The 16,693-nt window shown below is 47.5% G+C and carries 13 protein-coding genes and 4 tRNA genes; 16 read left to right on the top strand and 1 reads right to left on the bottom strand.

Annotated elements, in window-relative coordinates; genetic code table 11:
• Positions 1–112 precede the first annotated feature (112 nt).
• The 16 genes from AC121Z_RS14725 (at position 113) to AC121Z_RS14650 (ending at position 15,175) form a co-directional block, all read left to right on the top strand.
• Positions 113–1,288, top strand: coding sequence for a hypothetical protein (locus AC121Z_RS14725; protein ID WP_498124916.1), 1,176 nt, complete (start codon positions 113–115; stop codon positions 1,286–1,288).
• Positions 1,270–1,794 carry a polysaccharide biosynthesis/export family protein gene (locus tag AC121Z_RS14720; protein WP_498124914.1) on the top strand — a complete coding sequence of 175 codons (525 nt, stop codon included), beginning with the start codon at positions 1,270–1,272 and terminating at the stop codon, positions 1,792–1,794. Before AC121Z_RS14725 ends, AC121Z_RS14720 begins: the two co-directional genes overlap by 19 nt.
• 2 nt (positions 1,795–1,796) lie before the next feature.
• Positions 1,797–3,956, top strand: a complete 2,160-nt coding sequence (locus AC121Z_RS14715) for a GumC family protein (RefSeq protein ID WP_498124912.1) — start codon at positions 1,797–1,799, stop codon at positions 3,954–3,956.
• A 71-nt stretch (positions 3,957–4,027) separates the two neighbouring features.
• On the top strand, positions 4,028–5,017 hold the full coding sequence (gene murB / locus AC121Z_RS14710; protein WP_498124911.1) for a UDP-N-acetylmuramate dehydrogenase: 990 nt from the start codon (positions 4,028–4,030) through the stop codon (positions 5,015–5,017).
• Entirely contained in the window at positions 5,014–5,979 is a 966-nt protein-coding gene (gene birA / locus AC121Z_RS14705; RefSeq protein WP_498124910.1) for a bifunctional biotin--[acetyl-CoA-carboxylase] ligase/biotin operon repressor BirA, read from the top strand. Before murB ends, birA begins: the two co-directional genes overlap by 4 nt.
• Positions 5,969–6,793 (top strand): type III pantothenate kinase, encoded by an 825-nt coding sequence (locus AC121Z_RS14700; RefSeq protein WP_498124908.1) that lies wholly within the window; start codon positions 5,969–5,971, stop codon positions 6,791–6,793. The genes birA and AC121Z_RS14700 overlap by 11 nt, the downstream gene beginning before the upstream one ends.
• Positions 6,794–6,881: 88 nt before the next feature.
• Positions 6,882–6,957, top strand: a tRNA-Thr gene (locus AC121Z_RS14695).
• A gap of 9 nt (positions 6,958–6,966) precedes the next feature.
• A tRNA-Tyr gene (locus tag AC121Z_RS14690) sits at positions 6,967–7,051 on the top strand.
• A 35-nt stretch (positions 7,052–7,086) separates the two neighbouring features.
• Positions 7,087–7,161: transfer RNA gene (locus AC121Z_RS14685), tRNA-Gly, on the top strand.
• A 7-nt stretch (positions 7,162–7,168) separates the two neighbouring features.
• Positions 7,169–7,244, top strand: a tRNA-Thr gene (locus AC121Z_RS14680).
• A 60-nt stretch (positions 7,245–7,304) separates the two neighbouring features.
• Positions 7,305–8,489: an elongation factor Tu gene (tuf, locus tag AC121Z_RS14675; protein WP_498124906.1), complete on the top strand. Its 1,185-nt coding sequence runs from the start codon at positions 7,305–7,307 to the stop codon at positions 8,487–8,489.
• 788 nt (positions 8,490–9,277) lie between these two features.
• On the top strand, positions 9,278–9,733 hold the full coding sequence (locus tag AC121Z_RS14670; RefSeq protein WP_498124904.1) for a hypothetical protein: 456 nt from the start codon (positions 9,278–9,280) through the stop codon (positions 9,731–9,733).
• A complete protein-coding gene (locus tag AC121Z_RS14665; RefSeq protein ID WP_498124902.1) occupies positions 9,714–11,009 on the top strand; it encodes a hypothetical protein in 1,296 nt (431 codons plus the stop codon). Before AC121Z_RS14670 ends, AC121Z_RS14665 begins: the two co-directional genes overlap by 20 nt.
• A 9-nt stretch (positions 11,010–11,018) precedes the next feature.
• Positions 11,019–12,608 (top strand): diguanylate cyclase domain-containing protein, encoded by a 1,590-nt coding sequence (locus tag AC121Z_RS14660; protein ID WP_498124900.1) that lies wholly within the window; start codon positions 11,019–11,021, stop codon positions 12,606–12,608.
• A 166-nt stretch (positions 12,609–12,774) separates the two neighbouring features.
• Entirely contained in the window at positions 12,775–13,827 is a 1,053-nt protein-coding gene (locus tag AC121Z_RS14655) for an aldo/keto reductase (RefSeq protein ID WP_498124898.1), read from the top strand.
• Positions 13,828–13,996: 169 nt separating this feature from the next.
• Positions 13,997–15,175, top strand: a complete 1,179-nt coding sequence (locus AC121Z_RS14650; RefSeq protein WP_498124896.1) for a Na/Pi symporter — start codon at positions 13,997–13,999, stop codon at positions 15,173–15,175.
• Between the two features lie 147 nt (positions 15,176–15,322).
• On the opposite strand, the gene AC121Z_RS14645 is transcribed toward AC121Z_RS14650, so the two are convergent.
• On the bottom strand, positions 15,323–16,486 hold the full coding sequence (locus AC121Z_RS14645) for a DcaP family trimeric outer membrane transporter (RefSeq protein ID WP_498124894.1): 1,164 nt from the start codon (positions 16,484–16,486) through the stop codon (positions 15,323–15,325).
• Positions 16,487–16,693 lie beyond the last annotated feature (207 nt).

Below are 16,693 nucleotides of genomic sequence, written 5' to 3'. Positions count from 1 at the left end.
CGCCATTGGTAAAAAGTGCAGAATTTAACGTTTTCGCCGATAAGAACGATACACCGCCGTGTGCCGTCCTTGGTGCATGCGGATCAGTAGTTATCTTGGAGTATGTTGTAACATGAGATGGTTGATAAGCATTGTAAGTATGTGCCTGGCAGTTCCTGTCTATGCACAACTGTCCAATATGGATAAGTCAATATCGCCACTAACGCTGCAGGCCGAAGCGATCTACAATGATGCGATCAACCCTACTGCCCTGGGGGGCACAGAAGGTTTTGGTGTGGGATTGATGGCCGCAGGCGGATTGGTTAGCACTCATGAAGGGCAATGGTGGCAACTGGATTACGGCGCCACCTATGAAAAATTTCGTCTGCAACAAGAGCTAACAGGCGTTGACGAAGATCCTGATTTTTATGCGTACAATGTGCGAATTCAATCACGTTCATTTGTGCATAAAGCTTTCACCGTTGATGTAACAGCAGCGCACAGCAAGCAAGAGCAAAAGTATGGTGAGGGGATCAGTCGTTTTCAAGAAGGTGTGCTAGCCATTGATACGTTAACGCGGAATCGCGCTGACGTTACCTTGGTGTATGGCAGCGAGCCAAGTCGTAATGCCCTCAGTGCGGAGTTCTTCTGGCAAGATGACAGTTATGATGACACGAATAGTTACGCCCGCCTGTTTGAACTTAGCCAGCTCGGCGGCGCCGCTGAATTACGCCTATGGTTGGCAGGCAGAGTTGGTTTCGTTTCGCGTTTATCGGTGATTGCAGATGACTACGCTGCGTTTGAGCGGGTAGACAGCAAACTGTATAGGGCATTGGCTGGTATTGAATGGGAATTTTCGGGCAAGTCATCCTTACGCGTATTGCTCGGTGGATTCCAGCGCAGCAGCGATGATGGGCAGGATAAAAGCGGATTTTCTTGGGATCTCAGTTATCAATATACCCCCTCAGATTATCAAAATCTCATGCTTACTTCGAAGCGCACATCAGCGGTTTCAGAAGTCTTAGCCACCAGCAATAGTGTAGATGTTATTTGGGGTTTGAAATGGCAGTACGCGTGGAGCGATGTTTGGTCTTCACAAGCCAGTATTGATTGGCTCGACAAAGAGATTGAATTGGAGCAAATCGTACGCTCTATTACCCAGTTTGATTGGGGAATATCGGTTGGTTACAACATCAGTTCGTTGCAACACCTAATGTTAGGGTTAAAACGTCGTGATGTGTCATCTAGCGACAACAGCATTGACTATGCGCAAAATGAGGTGAGGTTAAATTGGTCTTACGAATTTTAGCGTTTGGTTTATTCAGCGTTACTTGGTTAATTACGCTTCCCGGGTATGCTCAGCAGTTGATCCCGATTGGGGTCGGTGATGTGATCACTATGGACGTGCATCTCGAAAAAGACCTTTATCTACGCAGCCGCGTTGATGCTTCTGGTGTCGTGCGCTTTCCCTTGATCGGGGATATGCAAGTGGTTGGCAAAACGGTTAAAGAATTAAGTGACGATCTGGTTAAAGCCTATCAAGATGGTTACTTGGTGAATCCTAGTATAGTGGTACAAATCGATGAAATTCGACCGTTCTATGTGCGTGGCGCGGTGAAACAGCCGGGCTCATTTCCCTTTGAATTGGGATTAACGATGGAAAAGGCGATAGCGGTGGCCGGAGGGCAGACCGATCGTGCGTCAAATAAGAATTGGGTGATTATTCGCGGCATGGATAAACAACGCATCGCTGCGACAGCAGACACCCCCATCTTACCCGGTGATATTGTGGAAATTCCGGAGAGCTTATTTTAGTGATGGATGCCGCCAATAAGTCAAGCACAGCACAAGAGCCGTTATTTGATATCGGCGATTTGCTGCTGCTGATTTGGAATAAAAAATACCGCATCCTATTCACGGCCGGGGCACTGGCGGCTCTGTTGGGTTATTACGTTTTACAGCTGCCGCGTATCTACATCGCCACCACCACGTTGCAATTGGGGAATGCATCCAACGAGATGTCGTTACCGCAAGGCCTGGCCGGTTTTGCTTCGGGGGGAGACTCAAAACTCGATACGTACCTGCAGTACATGCGCTCGCGCCAATTCACCGAACGCGTGGTCGAAGATAGTGGCTTGATGCATCGCGCTGAATTAGTTAATCAAAATCAAAGCGATGAGAAAAAGCGCTTAGATGCGGCGATCCGATTGCAACGGGGGTTGGCGTATAGTCGGTTAGGCGAAACGGCAATGGTAAACGTCAGTTTCGAGTCGACCTCACCACAATTAGCCGCCGATGTGGTGAATGCGGTAGGACCTACATTCTTCGCCTATCAAACTCGCAAAAGTAATGCGCGTTCGGCGGATGCGAGTCGTTGGTTGAATCAACAATTTGAAGAAGTTCAGGTTAAGTTAGAGCAATCAGAGGCTGCATTACAAGACTATTTTCTAGCTAACAAATTGATTGATTTGGCGAGTCAAATTTCATTGGCCAGTAGTGAAATCTCCACTTACATGTCGCAGCGTATTCAAGTTGATGCACAGGCGGCTGAAATGAAAACCATGATAAGCCAATTTGATGCCTCAGGTGATGATATCCAGGGCTTACTAAACGTAAGCTACATCATCAAAAACAGCATGGTACAAGATTTACGTAAACGTATTTTGGATGAAGAGGAAGATCTTGCTGAGATCTCTCGCCGCTACAAATACAAACACCCGAGATACATTGCGCAGGTATCCAAAATCGAAGCAATGAAGCGAGAGCTAGACAGCTTAGTGCGTAAACTCGTGGCCTCGCTCAAACAAGAATACAAAATATACCTAGAACGCAGCGAAGAAATTAATAAGCTTATCGAAGAAGCCCGCGGACGCCACAGTGAACTCGGTCAGCATGAGGTTAATTTAGCCAAGCTGCGTCGCGAGGTAGAGTCTACGCAGAAGTTGTACGATATCTTTTTGTCGCGTGTGCAAGAAACCGAAATCTTACGAGACTTAGGCAGTCAAGATGACTTCTCGATTGTTGATTATGCCAGTGTACCCACCGCACCGGCTAAGCCCAATGTCGTTCTGCTGTTGGCTGCCAGCGTAGTCTTTAGCACCTTTATCAGTGTCATGGGCTGGTTATTCATTCACATTGTCAGTGATAAACGCTCGCGGACGTTGAAAATTTTAGAAAGTATGGAAGTACCGGTAGTTACCAATATTCCGCGCTTGGCCAAAGGGAAACGCAAGCTATCCGATGTATTGGCTGCGAGCCAAGAAAATATGCCCTTTGCTGAGGCCATCAGAACACTGCGAACCAACCTTATCGTGCGCAATGAGTCAGAGGAAAATCGGGTCATTGCGGTTACCGGCGTGAAACCGAATGACGGTAAATCCCTAGTGGCGGCGAGTCTAGCGGAATCTTTTGCGAAGCTAGAGAAGTCCTTGATCCTCGATGCAGACTTGCGCTACCCGTCGATAAGCGGCGCGTTCAATATGTCTCCTGAGCTGCCTGGATTAACTCACTTTATTGGCAAGCAACAGCCTGCAGGGCGCTGTATCCATAGGGTCCGTGATGGACAATTATCGATGATGCCCAGTGGGCATATACCGCAAGATCCCATGGTCTATTTGTCTAAACCGCGGTTTAAAGCGTTTTTGCACAAGCTTAGTATCATTTTCGAGCGCGTTGTCATTGATGTTCCGCCATTGGAGGAGTTCAGTGATGCGTTGGTTATCAGTCGCAATGTTGATGCGATTATCTTAGTGTGTGATTTGGAAAATTGTGAAACTGCCGAGCTCGTGCAGGCGGTGCAGAAACTGCGGGATGTCGGCGCCCCCTTGTTGGGCGTAGTGTTTAATCGGGTCAAAAACATGCCAACTCGGATCCGAGGGGCCAATCGCCGCCCTAGCTTGATCAAACGTTTCAGTCGAAAGCGCAGCAAGTCGACAGTTAACACAAGCAAAAGCCGAGCAAACCGCCTTGCGAAGTAGTCGCGCAACGGTTGGTGCTGGCTGCAGAATGCGGTAAGCTTAACAACGTTTTCCTCCACGACTTTTTTCGCGTGAATAATTTAGCTACATTCCATACGTTTGCGTTATCTGCACACTGCCAGCAATTGCAATTTATCGATGCACTTGCTGACATTCCTCGGGTGCAGCCGAACAGTGATTTTTGGATACTCGGAGAAGGCAGTAATTGCATATTCGTGGACGATTTTGCAGGTGCTGTCTGGATCAATCGACTGACAGGGATCGATTACGACGAACATAATAAACATTACGATTTACGCGTCGCCAGCGGCGAAAACTGGCATCGTTTTGTTGAATATTGCTTAGCAAAACACATTTACGGGTTTGAAAATCTGGCTCTGATACCGGGTACAGTTGGTGCCGCACCGATCCAGAATATTGGTGCATACGGGCGCGAAGTGGCTGAATTTATCAGTGCTGTTGAAGTGATTGATCTTATCACCGGAGAGGCGTTCGAACTGACTGCCAGCGAATGTCAGTTTGGTTATCGGGACAGTGTTTTTAAAGCGCCTGAAAAAGCCCACTGGTTTATTACCCATGTGCGCTTTCGGGTGCCCAAAGATTGCTCGATGGCGGTTGAATATGGTGAGTTACGGCAATTGACAACGCCGACGCCGCAGGCCATTTTTAAGACGGTGGTTGATGTTCGTCGCAAGAAGTTACCCGATCCAACCGTGTTAGGTAACGCTGGCAGTTTTTTCAAAAACCCTGTGATCGAATTCGCGCAATTCGAGCAATTACAAGCAGAATACCCAGCGATGCCCTCATTCGCAGTGGACACCCAACACGTAAAAGTGCCAGCAGCGTGGCTCATCGATCAGGCCGGGTTTAAAGGGCAATCCCATGGAGGGGTGCAATGTCACGTCAACCAACCTTTGGTGTTAGTCAATACTGGCAACGCTCTAGGTGCGGATGTGCTCAGCTTCGCGCGCCAAATCCAGTCAACGATTCAGCAACGCTTCGCAATCGTTTTGGAAAATGAAGTGCGTTTAATTGGCGCGCAAGGATTAATCGCGCTATGACACGCACAACAGAAGCAACACGTATTCGGATTTTGCAACAGCTCGCAGATGGCAATTTTCATTCCGGAGAGGGGCTCGCGCGGGATTACGGTGTTAGTCGCACGGCCATTGCTAATCATATTCATGCATTGAGAGAATTAGGTTTGGATATCTTCAGCGTAAAGGGCAAAGGTTACTGCTTGGCAGAACCCATTACGTTGTTGAACCCAATGGAGATTAACGCCCAGCTCCCTGAGTCAGCGCGCTTACCCTTGATCGTTCTGCCAATTATCGATTCAACCAATACTTATCTCAAGCAGCACATTGATGCGGTGCCCCACGGCCAAGTTGTTGTTGCAGAAGCGCAAACTGCTGGGCGTGGGCGACGCGGTAAGACCTGGGTTTCACCATTTGCAGCCAGCTTATATTTATCTACATGTTGGCGCTTTGACGGCGGGTTTCAACAAGTAGCGGGTCTCTCATTGTTTGTCGGTGTGACTATTATCCAAGCATTGCAGACGCTGAATATTGATGGCTTAGCGATCAAGTGGCCAAATGATATCTATCGCCACGGGGTCAAACTGGGTGGGATATTGGTTGAAATTGAAGGCCAAATCGACACTCAGGTAACTTGTATCATTGGGGTTGGTATTAATGTGAAACTTCCCGATGTAGCAGAACAAATTGACCAATCCTATACCGACTTGTCGGATCGCGCGATCGATCGCAATCAGTTATGCGCCGCTATAATCCAGGCGTTGAGTGTCGGCTTGCCTGAATTTGCCTTGCATGGTTTGAGGCCTATCCTGAAGCGGTGGAACGAATTAGATATTTTCTATCAGCAACCGGTACGTATCTTTGCTCACGGTAATAGCCTAGAGGGCATCAATCAAGGCATCGATTCACAAGGCGCCTTAATACTCAAAACGGCCAATGGTCAACAATTAATCCATGCTGGCGAGGTTAGTTTACGTGCGTGCTGAAACCTGGTTAATCGATATCGGCAATACATCGTTAAAGCTCTTGCGTTTGGCGTCTGATCAAAACGCTATCTTGCGATCATTAGATTGGGTGCAACGCTTTAGTAGCGATGAAGATTTTACTGCGTTTGTGGTTGCAACAAACGCATGTACTAATCAACGGTCGTCGGTTATTCATACTTATGTTGCCAGCGTACGCAGTGATGCAGAGACTCAAGAACTCCTTGGCTGCCTCAGTCAAGAAATATTCCAACTGAATATCATCACTACAAGTGCAGAAAGTTTTGGCTTAAAAAATAGCTATGCCAAACCCGAAAAAATGGGCGTGGACCGTTGGCTAGCCATGTTAGGTGGTCAACTACTTAGTACGGGGCCATTTATTGTAATAGACGCCGGTACGGCGATTACCGTCGATGCTGTGGCTAACAATGCCCATCTAGGCGGGTGGATTGCACCGGGCTATCAGTTAGCTCTGAATGCAGTAACCGGCAATACGCGTCGGGTATTTCAGGCGCAATTCGAATCGGCAGAACTCGCCTTTGGCAGTGATACCGAGGCGTGTTTGCACTTGGGGTGTCTCGCCCAGCTCAATGGAATGCTGCTGGCAGCACAGCAGTTGATGAAAACACATTACTCTGACTATGCAATCATATTGGCAGGGGGGGATCGCAGCCGGTTAGCGCCCGCACAAGAATTACTTTCCGGTACGCGCACCATAAATGTGAATAATATTGTGTTTTACGGACTATTGCGCTTTGCGTTGGCCGAAATGCCACTGCAAAGGCAAAGAAAATGCGCAGAATCGTTGGATATTTGAGCATACAGCAAGAAAAAGCATTTTTTTTGAAAAAGTCTATTGCACAGGGAGAAGGTTTTCACTAGAATGCGCAGCCACTTGATGCAGTGCCGACTTAGCTCAGTTGGTAGAGCAACTGACTTGTAATCAGTAGGTCGCCAGTTCGATTCCGGCAGTCGGCACCATCAATCTCTGGAGGGGTACCCAAGCGGTCAACGGGAGCAGACTGTAAATCTGCCGGCTCAGCCTTCGCAGGTTCGAATCCTGCCCCCTCCACCACTTTTTCTTATGAGGTGGCCAGAGAATTTAGGAATGCGGGCATCGTATAATGGCTATTACCTCAGCCTTCCAAGCTGATGATGCGGGTTCGATTCCCGCTGCCCGCTCCAGATTCGTGCTGATATAGCTCAGTTGGTAGAGCGCACCCTTGGTAAGGGTGAGGTCGGCAGTTCAAATCTGCCTATCAGCACCATTTCTCCCCAGCTCATAGATGAATTATTTTTTTTAATAGCACTTTGCTGGGAAGATAGACATGGCAAAAGAAAAGTTTGAACGTACGAAACCGCACGTAAACGTTGGTACAATCGGCCACGTTGACCACGGTAAGACAACTCTAACCGCGGCAATCACTACCGTACTAGCAAAGACATACGGCGGTTCAGCACAAGCATTCGATCAAATCGATAACGCACCAGAAGAGCGTGAGCGTGGTATCACAATCGCGACTTCACACGTAGAGTATGACACTCCTACACGTCACTACGCACACGTAGACTGTCCAGGACACGCTGACTATGTTAAAAACATGATCACCGGTGCTGCACAGATGGACGGCGCTATTCTAGTAGTAGCAGCGACTGATGGTCCTATGCCACAGACGCGTGAGCACATCCTATTGGGTCGTCAGGTAGGTGTACCTTACATCATCGTATTCATGAACAAGTGTGACATGGTAGATGATGAAGAGCTGCTAGAGCTAGTTGAAATGGAAGTCCGTGAGTTGCTATCTGAGTATGAATTCCCAGGTGATGACTTACCAGTAATCCAAGGTTCAGCGCTTAAAGCACTAGAAGGCGACGCAGAGTGGGAAAAGAAAATCATCGAGCTAGGTGAAGCGCTTGATTCATACATCCCAGAGCCAGAGCGTGCAATCGATAAGCCGTTCATTCTTCCAATCGAAGACGTATTCTCAATCTCAGGTCGTGGTACAGTTGTAACCGGCCGTGTAGAGCAAGGTATCGTAAAAGTTGGTGAAGAAGTAGAAATCGTTGGTATCAAAGAGACGACGAAGACGACTTGTACGGGTGTAGAGATGTTCCGTAAGCTTCTAGACGAAGGCCGTGCAGGTGAGAACGTTGGTGTTCTACTACGTGGTACTAAGCGTGATGAAGTAGAGCGTGGCCAAGTATTGGCGAAGCCAGGTTCAATCACTCCACACACGAAGTTCGAAGCAGAAGTATACGTACTAAGCAAAGACGAAGGTGGCCGTCACACGCCATTCTTCAAAGGCTACCGTCCACAGTTCTACTTCCGTACAACTGACGTAACTGGTGCTGTAGAGTTACCAGAAGGCGTAGAAATGGTAATGCCAGGCGACAACTTGAAGTTTGTTGTAGAGCTAATTGCACCAATCGCGATGGACGAAGGTTTACGCTTCGCAATCCGTGAAGGTGGCCGTACAGTAGGTGCGGGTGTTGTATCAAAAATCATCGAGTAATCGATTGATTTAACAACACGTTAGATTGAAGAAGGCGCTCTTGTAGCGCCTTTTTTGTGCCTGTCGTTTAGCTTCAGTTCTTCGACTCACGCCTTTTGCATTGGGAAGCGAATTTCCCAGCAAACCCGCGGTGAATACGTCCCTGTACGCTTGATGTCGCCATCCATGGCTCCAACAGTTTGCTGATAAACTCACTCCCCAACGCAGCGGCTAGCACCGTTGTATAGCTCAACCATTCGAGTAATTCTAGCTCGTAGGGCGGGGAGGCTGTTCAGTTTCCCGAGTGTCGCTGGCAGGGAGCCAGCGAGCAAGCCTACAGGGAAGTATTTACGGCGGCTCGGGAAAATGAATAGGCGCACTGACCGAGAGAGCGGACTACAGCAAGTCAGGCTTTGGCACTTTGACTCACGCCTTTTGCATTGGGAAGCGAATTTCTCAGCAAACCCGCGGTGAATACTTCCCTGTGCGCTTGATATCGCCATCCATGGCTCCAACAGTTTGCGGAAAAACTCACTCCCCAACGCAGCGGCTGGCAGTGGTGTAGACCTCGATAAAAACAACGATGTTAGCTCAGATGGCGGTGAATAGGCGCACTAACCGTGAGGGTTGGCAGTGTTGATTACGCACACTAACAGTACTTGATGATTTATAGGTTGCTGTTTTAATTATTAAAATCAGTCCAATAACTTATAATCTAACACGTATCGAACTATGGGTTTTCTGGCAAGTTTTTGGTTGCTAGGTTACTATTACTTTCAATGTTTACTGTCGCTTTCCAACCCGATTAAATGAAATTCTGTACTCATTTAAGTTTACGACTGATCCGCACCCGCGTGCTCATTAGCCTGTGCTTGTGGTGTTTCGTCGCAACCGTGCAGGCGAGTAGTTTAGTGGTGGTGGTGAATAAGAATAGTAATGTCGCTGAGTTATCCAAAAAAGAAGTTATTGATATTTATATGGGGCGTTACGTTAGGTTTCCTAACGGCGACCCGGCAAAACCTATCGACTTCCCGGAAAACTCAAATACCAAGCAGCAGTTTTATCAATTGTTGGTCAATCAAGACGAGCGCAAAATAAAATCTTATTGGTCGCGTTTATTGTTTTCCGGGCGAGCTAAGCCGCCGGTGGAAACGTCAGACGCCAAAGAAGTCGTTGAGTTACTGATCAGTGAAACTGATAGTCTAGCTTACGTCGATCGTTCACTTGTAACCCCGGAGATGAAAATTGTTTATCAGTTTGAATAATATTCGTCCGGTACAGTTTAGGACAACGACCGGGCTTTTAATCGCAAGTATTCTCTTGCTCACCAGTTCGCCTTGGTCAATGGCGGTTGAGACTTCCTTTTCGGGATTCGCCACGCTGGGTCTGACCTACGAGGGGCATAATGAGTTAGCCTATAGGAATACCTTAATCAATGAGATTCGAGATGGCTTGAGTATCGCATCAGACTCGGTCCTCGGCGGGCAAGTCAACGTTGAATTCAATGATCATTGGGATGCAGTAGGTCAAGTCATCATTCAAGACCGCGCTGACACGGCAGTGTCGAATTACATTGAAAAGGCTTTCGTCCGCTATGACGTCAATCGGAACCTCGCTATTCGCGTTGGCCGCATGGATAGCAATTTGTTTTTGTTATCAGATTATCGTCAAGTGGGTTATGCCTATCCGTGGGCGCGTCCTCCGATTGACTTTTACTCAGCTTCGTCAATTATTGCCAATATTGATGGTGTGGATTTTTATTACTCTTTCGATGTGTTCGGTGGCTTCATGAAGGCGGGGATGCTGATAGGTGAAACACAGGCGCGCCTGAATGGTGACAGTGGTCGCTTACGGGTTGATTTTAAAGACGCGGTAGCCAGTATCATTGAGTTTCAAAAAGGTTATTGGTTATTTAAATTCGCCCATGCCATCGGTGAAACCGATAATTTTGAGTTCGTTGGTTTTGACGAATTCAGAGATGCTTTTGAATTGGTACCTGAAGTCTTGTGGCCAGAGGCCAGCGCCGTGATTGGCGGAATAGATCCTGATGGTGATAGAGTTTCTTATACCTCACTAGGGTTTAAGTTCGACAACTTCACGTGGCAAGTGCAAGCTGAGGCTGCTTATTACAATTCTGACTGGACGCTCTATCCGGCAGCGGCCTTTGGCTACCTTACAATTGGCCGTTATTTTGATCGTTTTCTGCCCTATGTTTCATTATCTGGCTATCGTCCTGACGACCCGGTCACTCGTATCGAAGCCCCGCTAATACCGCCTAATCTGCCTCCTGAGCTAGCGTTTACGATTAATACCTTAGCGGCATCCGCCGATGCCTCGACAACCGATGCCTATGTTGACCAAGCAACCTTGAGTGTTGGCTTGCGTTGGGATTTTGCCGACGAGTGGGCACTCAAATTTCAGGCTGATCATGTGCGGATCAAGGCATTCGGTAGCGGACTTTGGGGTAATGATGCCCTAGCAACCTTTTCCCAACCTCAAACTCTGAATGTTATACACTTAGGTGTATCAACGGTTTTTTAAGCGAAGTCTGTGTTGCCAAAAAGTCAAAAACTCTATCTCCGTGTTGCCTTTGCCATTGGCATCATTGCATTGGTGTTGTCGTTAGCAACAGCAGGGTTTACGTATTGGTATAACTTACGTCAGCAAACGCAATTGAACACTGAGTTGGTTAATCAGTTAGCCAGCAGTGCGACTAAAACGAGCGCGATTGCCGCGTATTTAGAAGACGACGATCTTGCACTCGAGATTGTGAATGGTTTGGTCTCTAATAACATCATCAGTGCCGCATCCATTGTTAACTTTGAAGCCATGGCTATCCAAGCGGGCGACTTAACTCGCGCTAGTCAGCGCATATCTATCCCACTTATTCATCCCTTTGCGGGCGACGAAGTGGTCGGCGAGTTAACGGTGTTTCCTAATCGGACGTACATTGAGCAGCAAGCACAAGCATTCAGCTTACAGAATGCCTCTACCCTTATTTTTCTGAGTTTTTTAATCGCAGTGTTTGTTTCGCTGTTAGTGCACCGTCGCTTAACTCGGCCAATTAAAGATTTGACTTTGGGATTTACTAAAGTCGATCCCAATGTGCCTGAAACCATGCAAACTATCGATATCGGTTATCGTCGTCGAGATGAAATAGGGGTATTGGTTAGTGGTATTAATGCCTTGATGATCGCGCTGAAGCAAAACCTGCAAACCGAGCGAATTTTACGCGAGCGCACACAAACGCTTGAGCAGCGTTTCCGGCTGATCTTCGAACAGGCCAGCGCAGGTATTGGCTTGATCGATCATACCAATCAGTTTTTTACGCTCAATCCTGCGATGCAAAGTTTATTTAATCAGTCCTGCGATGGCATTGACGTCACTACACTATTTTCCGATAGTCCGCACGTGGCAACGACTCTCGAACAAATGCGCTCCCGCGAACCGTTTGTGCAAGTCAGTATGGATCTTGAATATGAGATTGAGGGGCAACGCCGTTGGTTACATTGCTTATTCGCAAAGCTCAGTGATCAACGAGCCAAACGGCGTTTAGGGCAAGACATGCTCATTGAGATGATTGCCTACGATGTGACTGACCGCATTCAGCGTGAACAAGAAACTCGCTTTGAGGCCGATCATGATTCTTTAACCCAGCTGCAAAACCGGCGTTCGGGTGAGGCTGCATTGGAAGGCTTATTGGATTCAGCGTTGGATCACGATGCCACATTTGTGCTCATGATGATTGATTTGGACCGTTTTAAGCCCATTAACGACACCTACGGGCATGATGTTGGTGATGAAGTTTTAGTGCTGGTAGCGCGTCGCCTGCGCCGCCATTTTAATATGAATTTAGATGTCTGTGTGCGTTGGGGCGGCGATGAATTTGTGATTGGTTTTAAGCACTCCAGATATGACGAAGCAGAAATTCAGTCACTGGCACACCTGTTGTTACAGGATATCGCCTCACCAATGTCAATCAGTGAAACCATCACCTGTGAGGTCGGTGCGAGTATTGGTATCGTCTGTGCACCGCAGCATGGCACTTCGCTGGACAGTTTATTGCAACAAGCCGACAGTACGATGTACAAAGTTAAACAGCAGGGTAGAAATAACTATCTAATTGCAGAGTTCAGCTAAGCCCACAAAACAATGGTTTAAGCGTTTAACGTTGACAACACGCGTACAACCGCTCAGCCAATTTTTTCGATGTCGACAGCTAAGAAAAATCAGGCTTGTACGATGGATATTGGGTGTCTGAACGTGCTGTTATCTTCAAATCAAACCAGCAGATGGGTGAGGAATTATGCGTTTTAATCAACTCGGCAGTAGTGGGTTATCAGTTTCAGAAATATGCTTAGGTTCGATGACCTGGGGGATCCAAAATACACAAGCGGATGCAGATGCCCAGATACAGCTGAGTCTAGACGCTGGAATTAATTTTATTGATACCGCCGAAATGTATCCTGTTCCGCCCAACGAACAAACTCAAGGTGATACAGAAAGGATCATTGGTCATTGGCTTTCCCGTTTTCCCGAGCAGCGTAAGAATTTGGTTATTATGACCAAGATTGCAGGGCCAGGATTTGCCTATCTGCGGGAGGCTAGCATGATTTCAGCAAGTAGCATTGAGACAGCACTGGAACATTCACTGCAACGACTGAATACTGATTACATCGATGTGTATCAATTACATTGGCCGAATCGCACGTCACCACACTTCGGTAAGCATTGGCCGAATCAGGTAAAAGCCTCGCACACGGATGTTGCTGCCGAGCGTGAGCGGATGCGCGGCATCGTGGTCGCGTTGGGAGCAGCTATCCAAGCCGGCAAGATCCGGCATTGGGGTTTGTCAGATGACACGCCTTGGGGTATTGCCACGTACTTATCACTGTGCGCAGAAATGGGCGTGCCACGCCCCGTGTCAATTCAAAATGAATTTAGTTTATTGCACAGTAAAGATTGGCCTTACTTGATTGAGCAATGTGTGTTTGAAGATATTGCGTATTTACCTTGGTCGCCGTTAGCCGGAGGCGCTTTGTCTGGCAAGTATCTGAATGAACAGCGGCCCGCTGGAAGCCGCTGGACCATGGTGCAAAGGCAAGGGTTATTTCGGGATACGGCGCAGTCACGCGAGGCTATCCAAGCCTATGTCAACCTGGCTAATGAGCTCGGCATGACGCCAAGTCAGATGGCCTTAGCGTGGTGTCGTCAAGTCGATGGGGTTACCTCGACCATTATTGGCGCAACCACTGAGGCTCAGCTGCAAGAAAATATTGCAGCGTTCTCGTTAAACTTATGTGAGGCTGATTTACAAGCGATCCAAGCCGTTTTGGGGCGTTTTTCAAGCCCATTCTAGTGCGGATTATTGTTCGTTAAATATTGATAATCCGGTTAGAAATATTCGATTTTTAACTGCTCTCGGCTATGGCAAGATCGCGCCTGTTTTCCACTGGTAACAAAATCGTCATGTTACGGGACTAAACTAGCGCAAATGTAATGAATATGGCTAACGAGAGCATACAACGATGACCCACTCAACCGCCAAAAGTGCGCTCAGTGAAGAGTTACCTGTAATTGCAATTCCGCCATTATCAGGCGGTCAGCGATTACGTCGCTGGTTATGGTTGTGTGTACTGGTCTGGTTGATGCTAACAGCCGTCAGTTTAATTGGCAGTGGATTTAAACTTGCCACCGCTGATCAGGCACGAGAACTATTTGCCTTTGCCTCTAATCCGATTATGGGACTGATTATTGGCATGGTGGGCACCGCCCTCATTCAATCTTCGAGTACGGTCACCTCAATCATTGTTGCTATGGTAGCCGGGGGCTTGCCGATCAGTATCGCGATCCCCATGGTGATGGGGGCCAATATCGGCACTAGTATCACCAATACGATTGTCAGTTTGGGGCATATTGCCAATAAGCAAGAATTTCAGCGGGCCTTCAATGCTGCAACTATCCACGATTTCTTTAATATTTTCGCGGTCTTAATATTTCTACCCCTAGAGTTGATGTTTGGGTATTTACAAAGTGCCAGCGGCGCATTGGTATCATTATTTTCTACTGGAGCTACCGCGGATGTTGCTGGGTTCAATCCAATTAAGGCGGTGACTTCACCTGTAATCGATAGCGTTGGAGCATTGCTTGCCGGTCTGCCAGGTTATTATACGGGGGTCATCAAGATTGTTTTGGGGATCGCATTAATCGTGCTCTCCATTACCCTAATGGGCCGCATTATGAAGTCACTGATGGTCGGTAAAGCGCGCGATATCCTCAACCGAAGTATCGGGCGGGGTCCAGTTAGTGGGATTGTCTCAGGTACCGTCGTTACTGTACTGGTGCAAAGTTCATCAACCACCACATCGCTCATGGTCCCGTTGGTGGGGAATGGTGTGCTGTCAGCGCGGGATATTTATCCTTTTACTTTAGGTGCTAACATCGGTACGTGTATCACCGCCTTGATCGCAGCGCTGGCGATTACTGGGCCGAATGCAGGCTTGGCATTACAAATTGCATTAGTGCATTTGCTTTATAACGTTAGTGCGGTCGCATTGATTTTTGGTATCAAGTTGTTGCGCGAACTCCCGTTTGATTTAAGTTTTAAGTTATCCCATAAGGTGGCAGAGCAAAAGATCTATGGTGTCGGCTACTTAGTTGGGGTTTTCTTTGTGCTGCCATTATCGATAATTTTTATTAGCAATTAGGTTAAGTTAGGAAATCCCGCGCAAGCCGTTCTGATGGTCTGCGGCTTTGCTAACCTTTGCTGCAACATGAAAATAAAGTAGACAGGCATAAAAAAGCCGAACAGTGTGGTTCGGCTTTGTGTATTGATATTCAACTAACAGTCGTTTTTAGAACGCGTACTTGGCAGATAACTGCAGACGATTCATATCACCTTCTAGTCCACCCTCAGTTTCGCGTTTAGCAAACGCATATTCAGCACCAACGGTAATGGCTTTGGTGGGCGAATACAGGAGGTTTACGCGTGCGCTGTAGGTCGACTCAGTGACGCCCATGCCCGTTAAATTAGTATCGTTATCAACATCCAGTGCTGAGAACATAAAATTTGAACGGGTTTGACTGTTCCAGCTGTGACGGTAGGCAATGGTGTATCCCATTGAATCAATCGCTTCGAGTTCGCCCGCTGCATTGATTACTGCGCCGTTTGCGGTATTCAGGCCGATATAGCGACCAAGACCACCTCCCGTGCTGACCGAGAAGCGAATATCGTCGCCATTACCCAGCATGACTTTACCTGACACGCTAATTCCGATACTGGTTTCATCTTCATCGATGCTCACACCGTCATCATAGGACAACTGACGAAACAAGCCTGCGACTTTGATGTAGCCCCAATCCTGTTTAAAGGTGTAACGTGCCACCATATCAGGCAGGATATTGTCATCAGCAACAATTCTGGCACCTCCGCCAAATGGCGTGATGGTAGTTTCTGGATTCTCAGCAGAAAATTCCCACGCACCATTGGTGTAGCGGACCAATGCTTGGCGATCAAAGATTGTGCCGTCAGTGGTTCCTATGAAGTCTAGGCTCTCGGGCAGCGCGCCAACATCCATAAAGGTTGACCAGGTTTGACCAACAGTCCAGTTCTTATACTTCACAAAGGCGTGGCGAATACGCGGTGTCCAAGAACTGCTGATCCGGTCATTACCGTTGGGCGTGGCTAGCATATCGAATTCCAGTACACCCGTAATGGTATCGCCCTCTTCGGTGGCAGTATTCGTGGTAAATCTAAAGCGTGATTGACGAGCATGAATATCCAGTTGTGCACCTTCATCGTTGCCGGTCACAGGTATCAATGCAGGCACATAGAAATCACGATTGAGATTGCCGGTTGCAAGCGAGCCTTCACTGTAGTTGCTCGCGATAGCATCAACTTTGATGTAGCCGGAAAATTTAACATCAGTACTACCAATGGTAGCGGCCTGACTAACAGTACTAAAGCCAGTGCATGCGAAGGCGACAATGGCTGCAGTTTTTTTGAGCGTTGCGTTCATAATAGTGTCCTGTGCGAGTATCTGATTAAAGTTAAATCAATGTAAAAATTGCGTTAACATGCTCTCTATTTTGCGCAAAAACGAAAAAATGCAAATAAGCCCTTCGTCTATTAGACTAAAGTCGTATATTGATTTAGATCAGGTGCTTAGGTTGATTTTCAGTAGGGTTGTTTAGTAATGTTGCTGGAAGCAGTAAGCATCCGCGGT

This window comes from Alteromonas sp. DYW1 (assembly GCF_059752595.1).
This window is presented reverse-complemented; position numbering and strand designations above follow the sequence as displayed.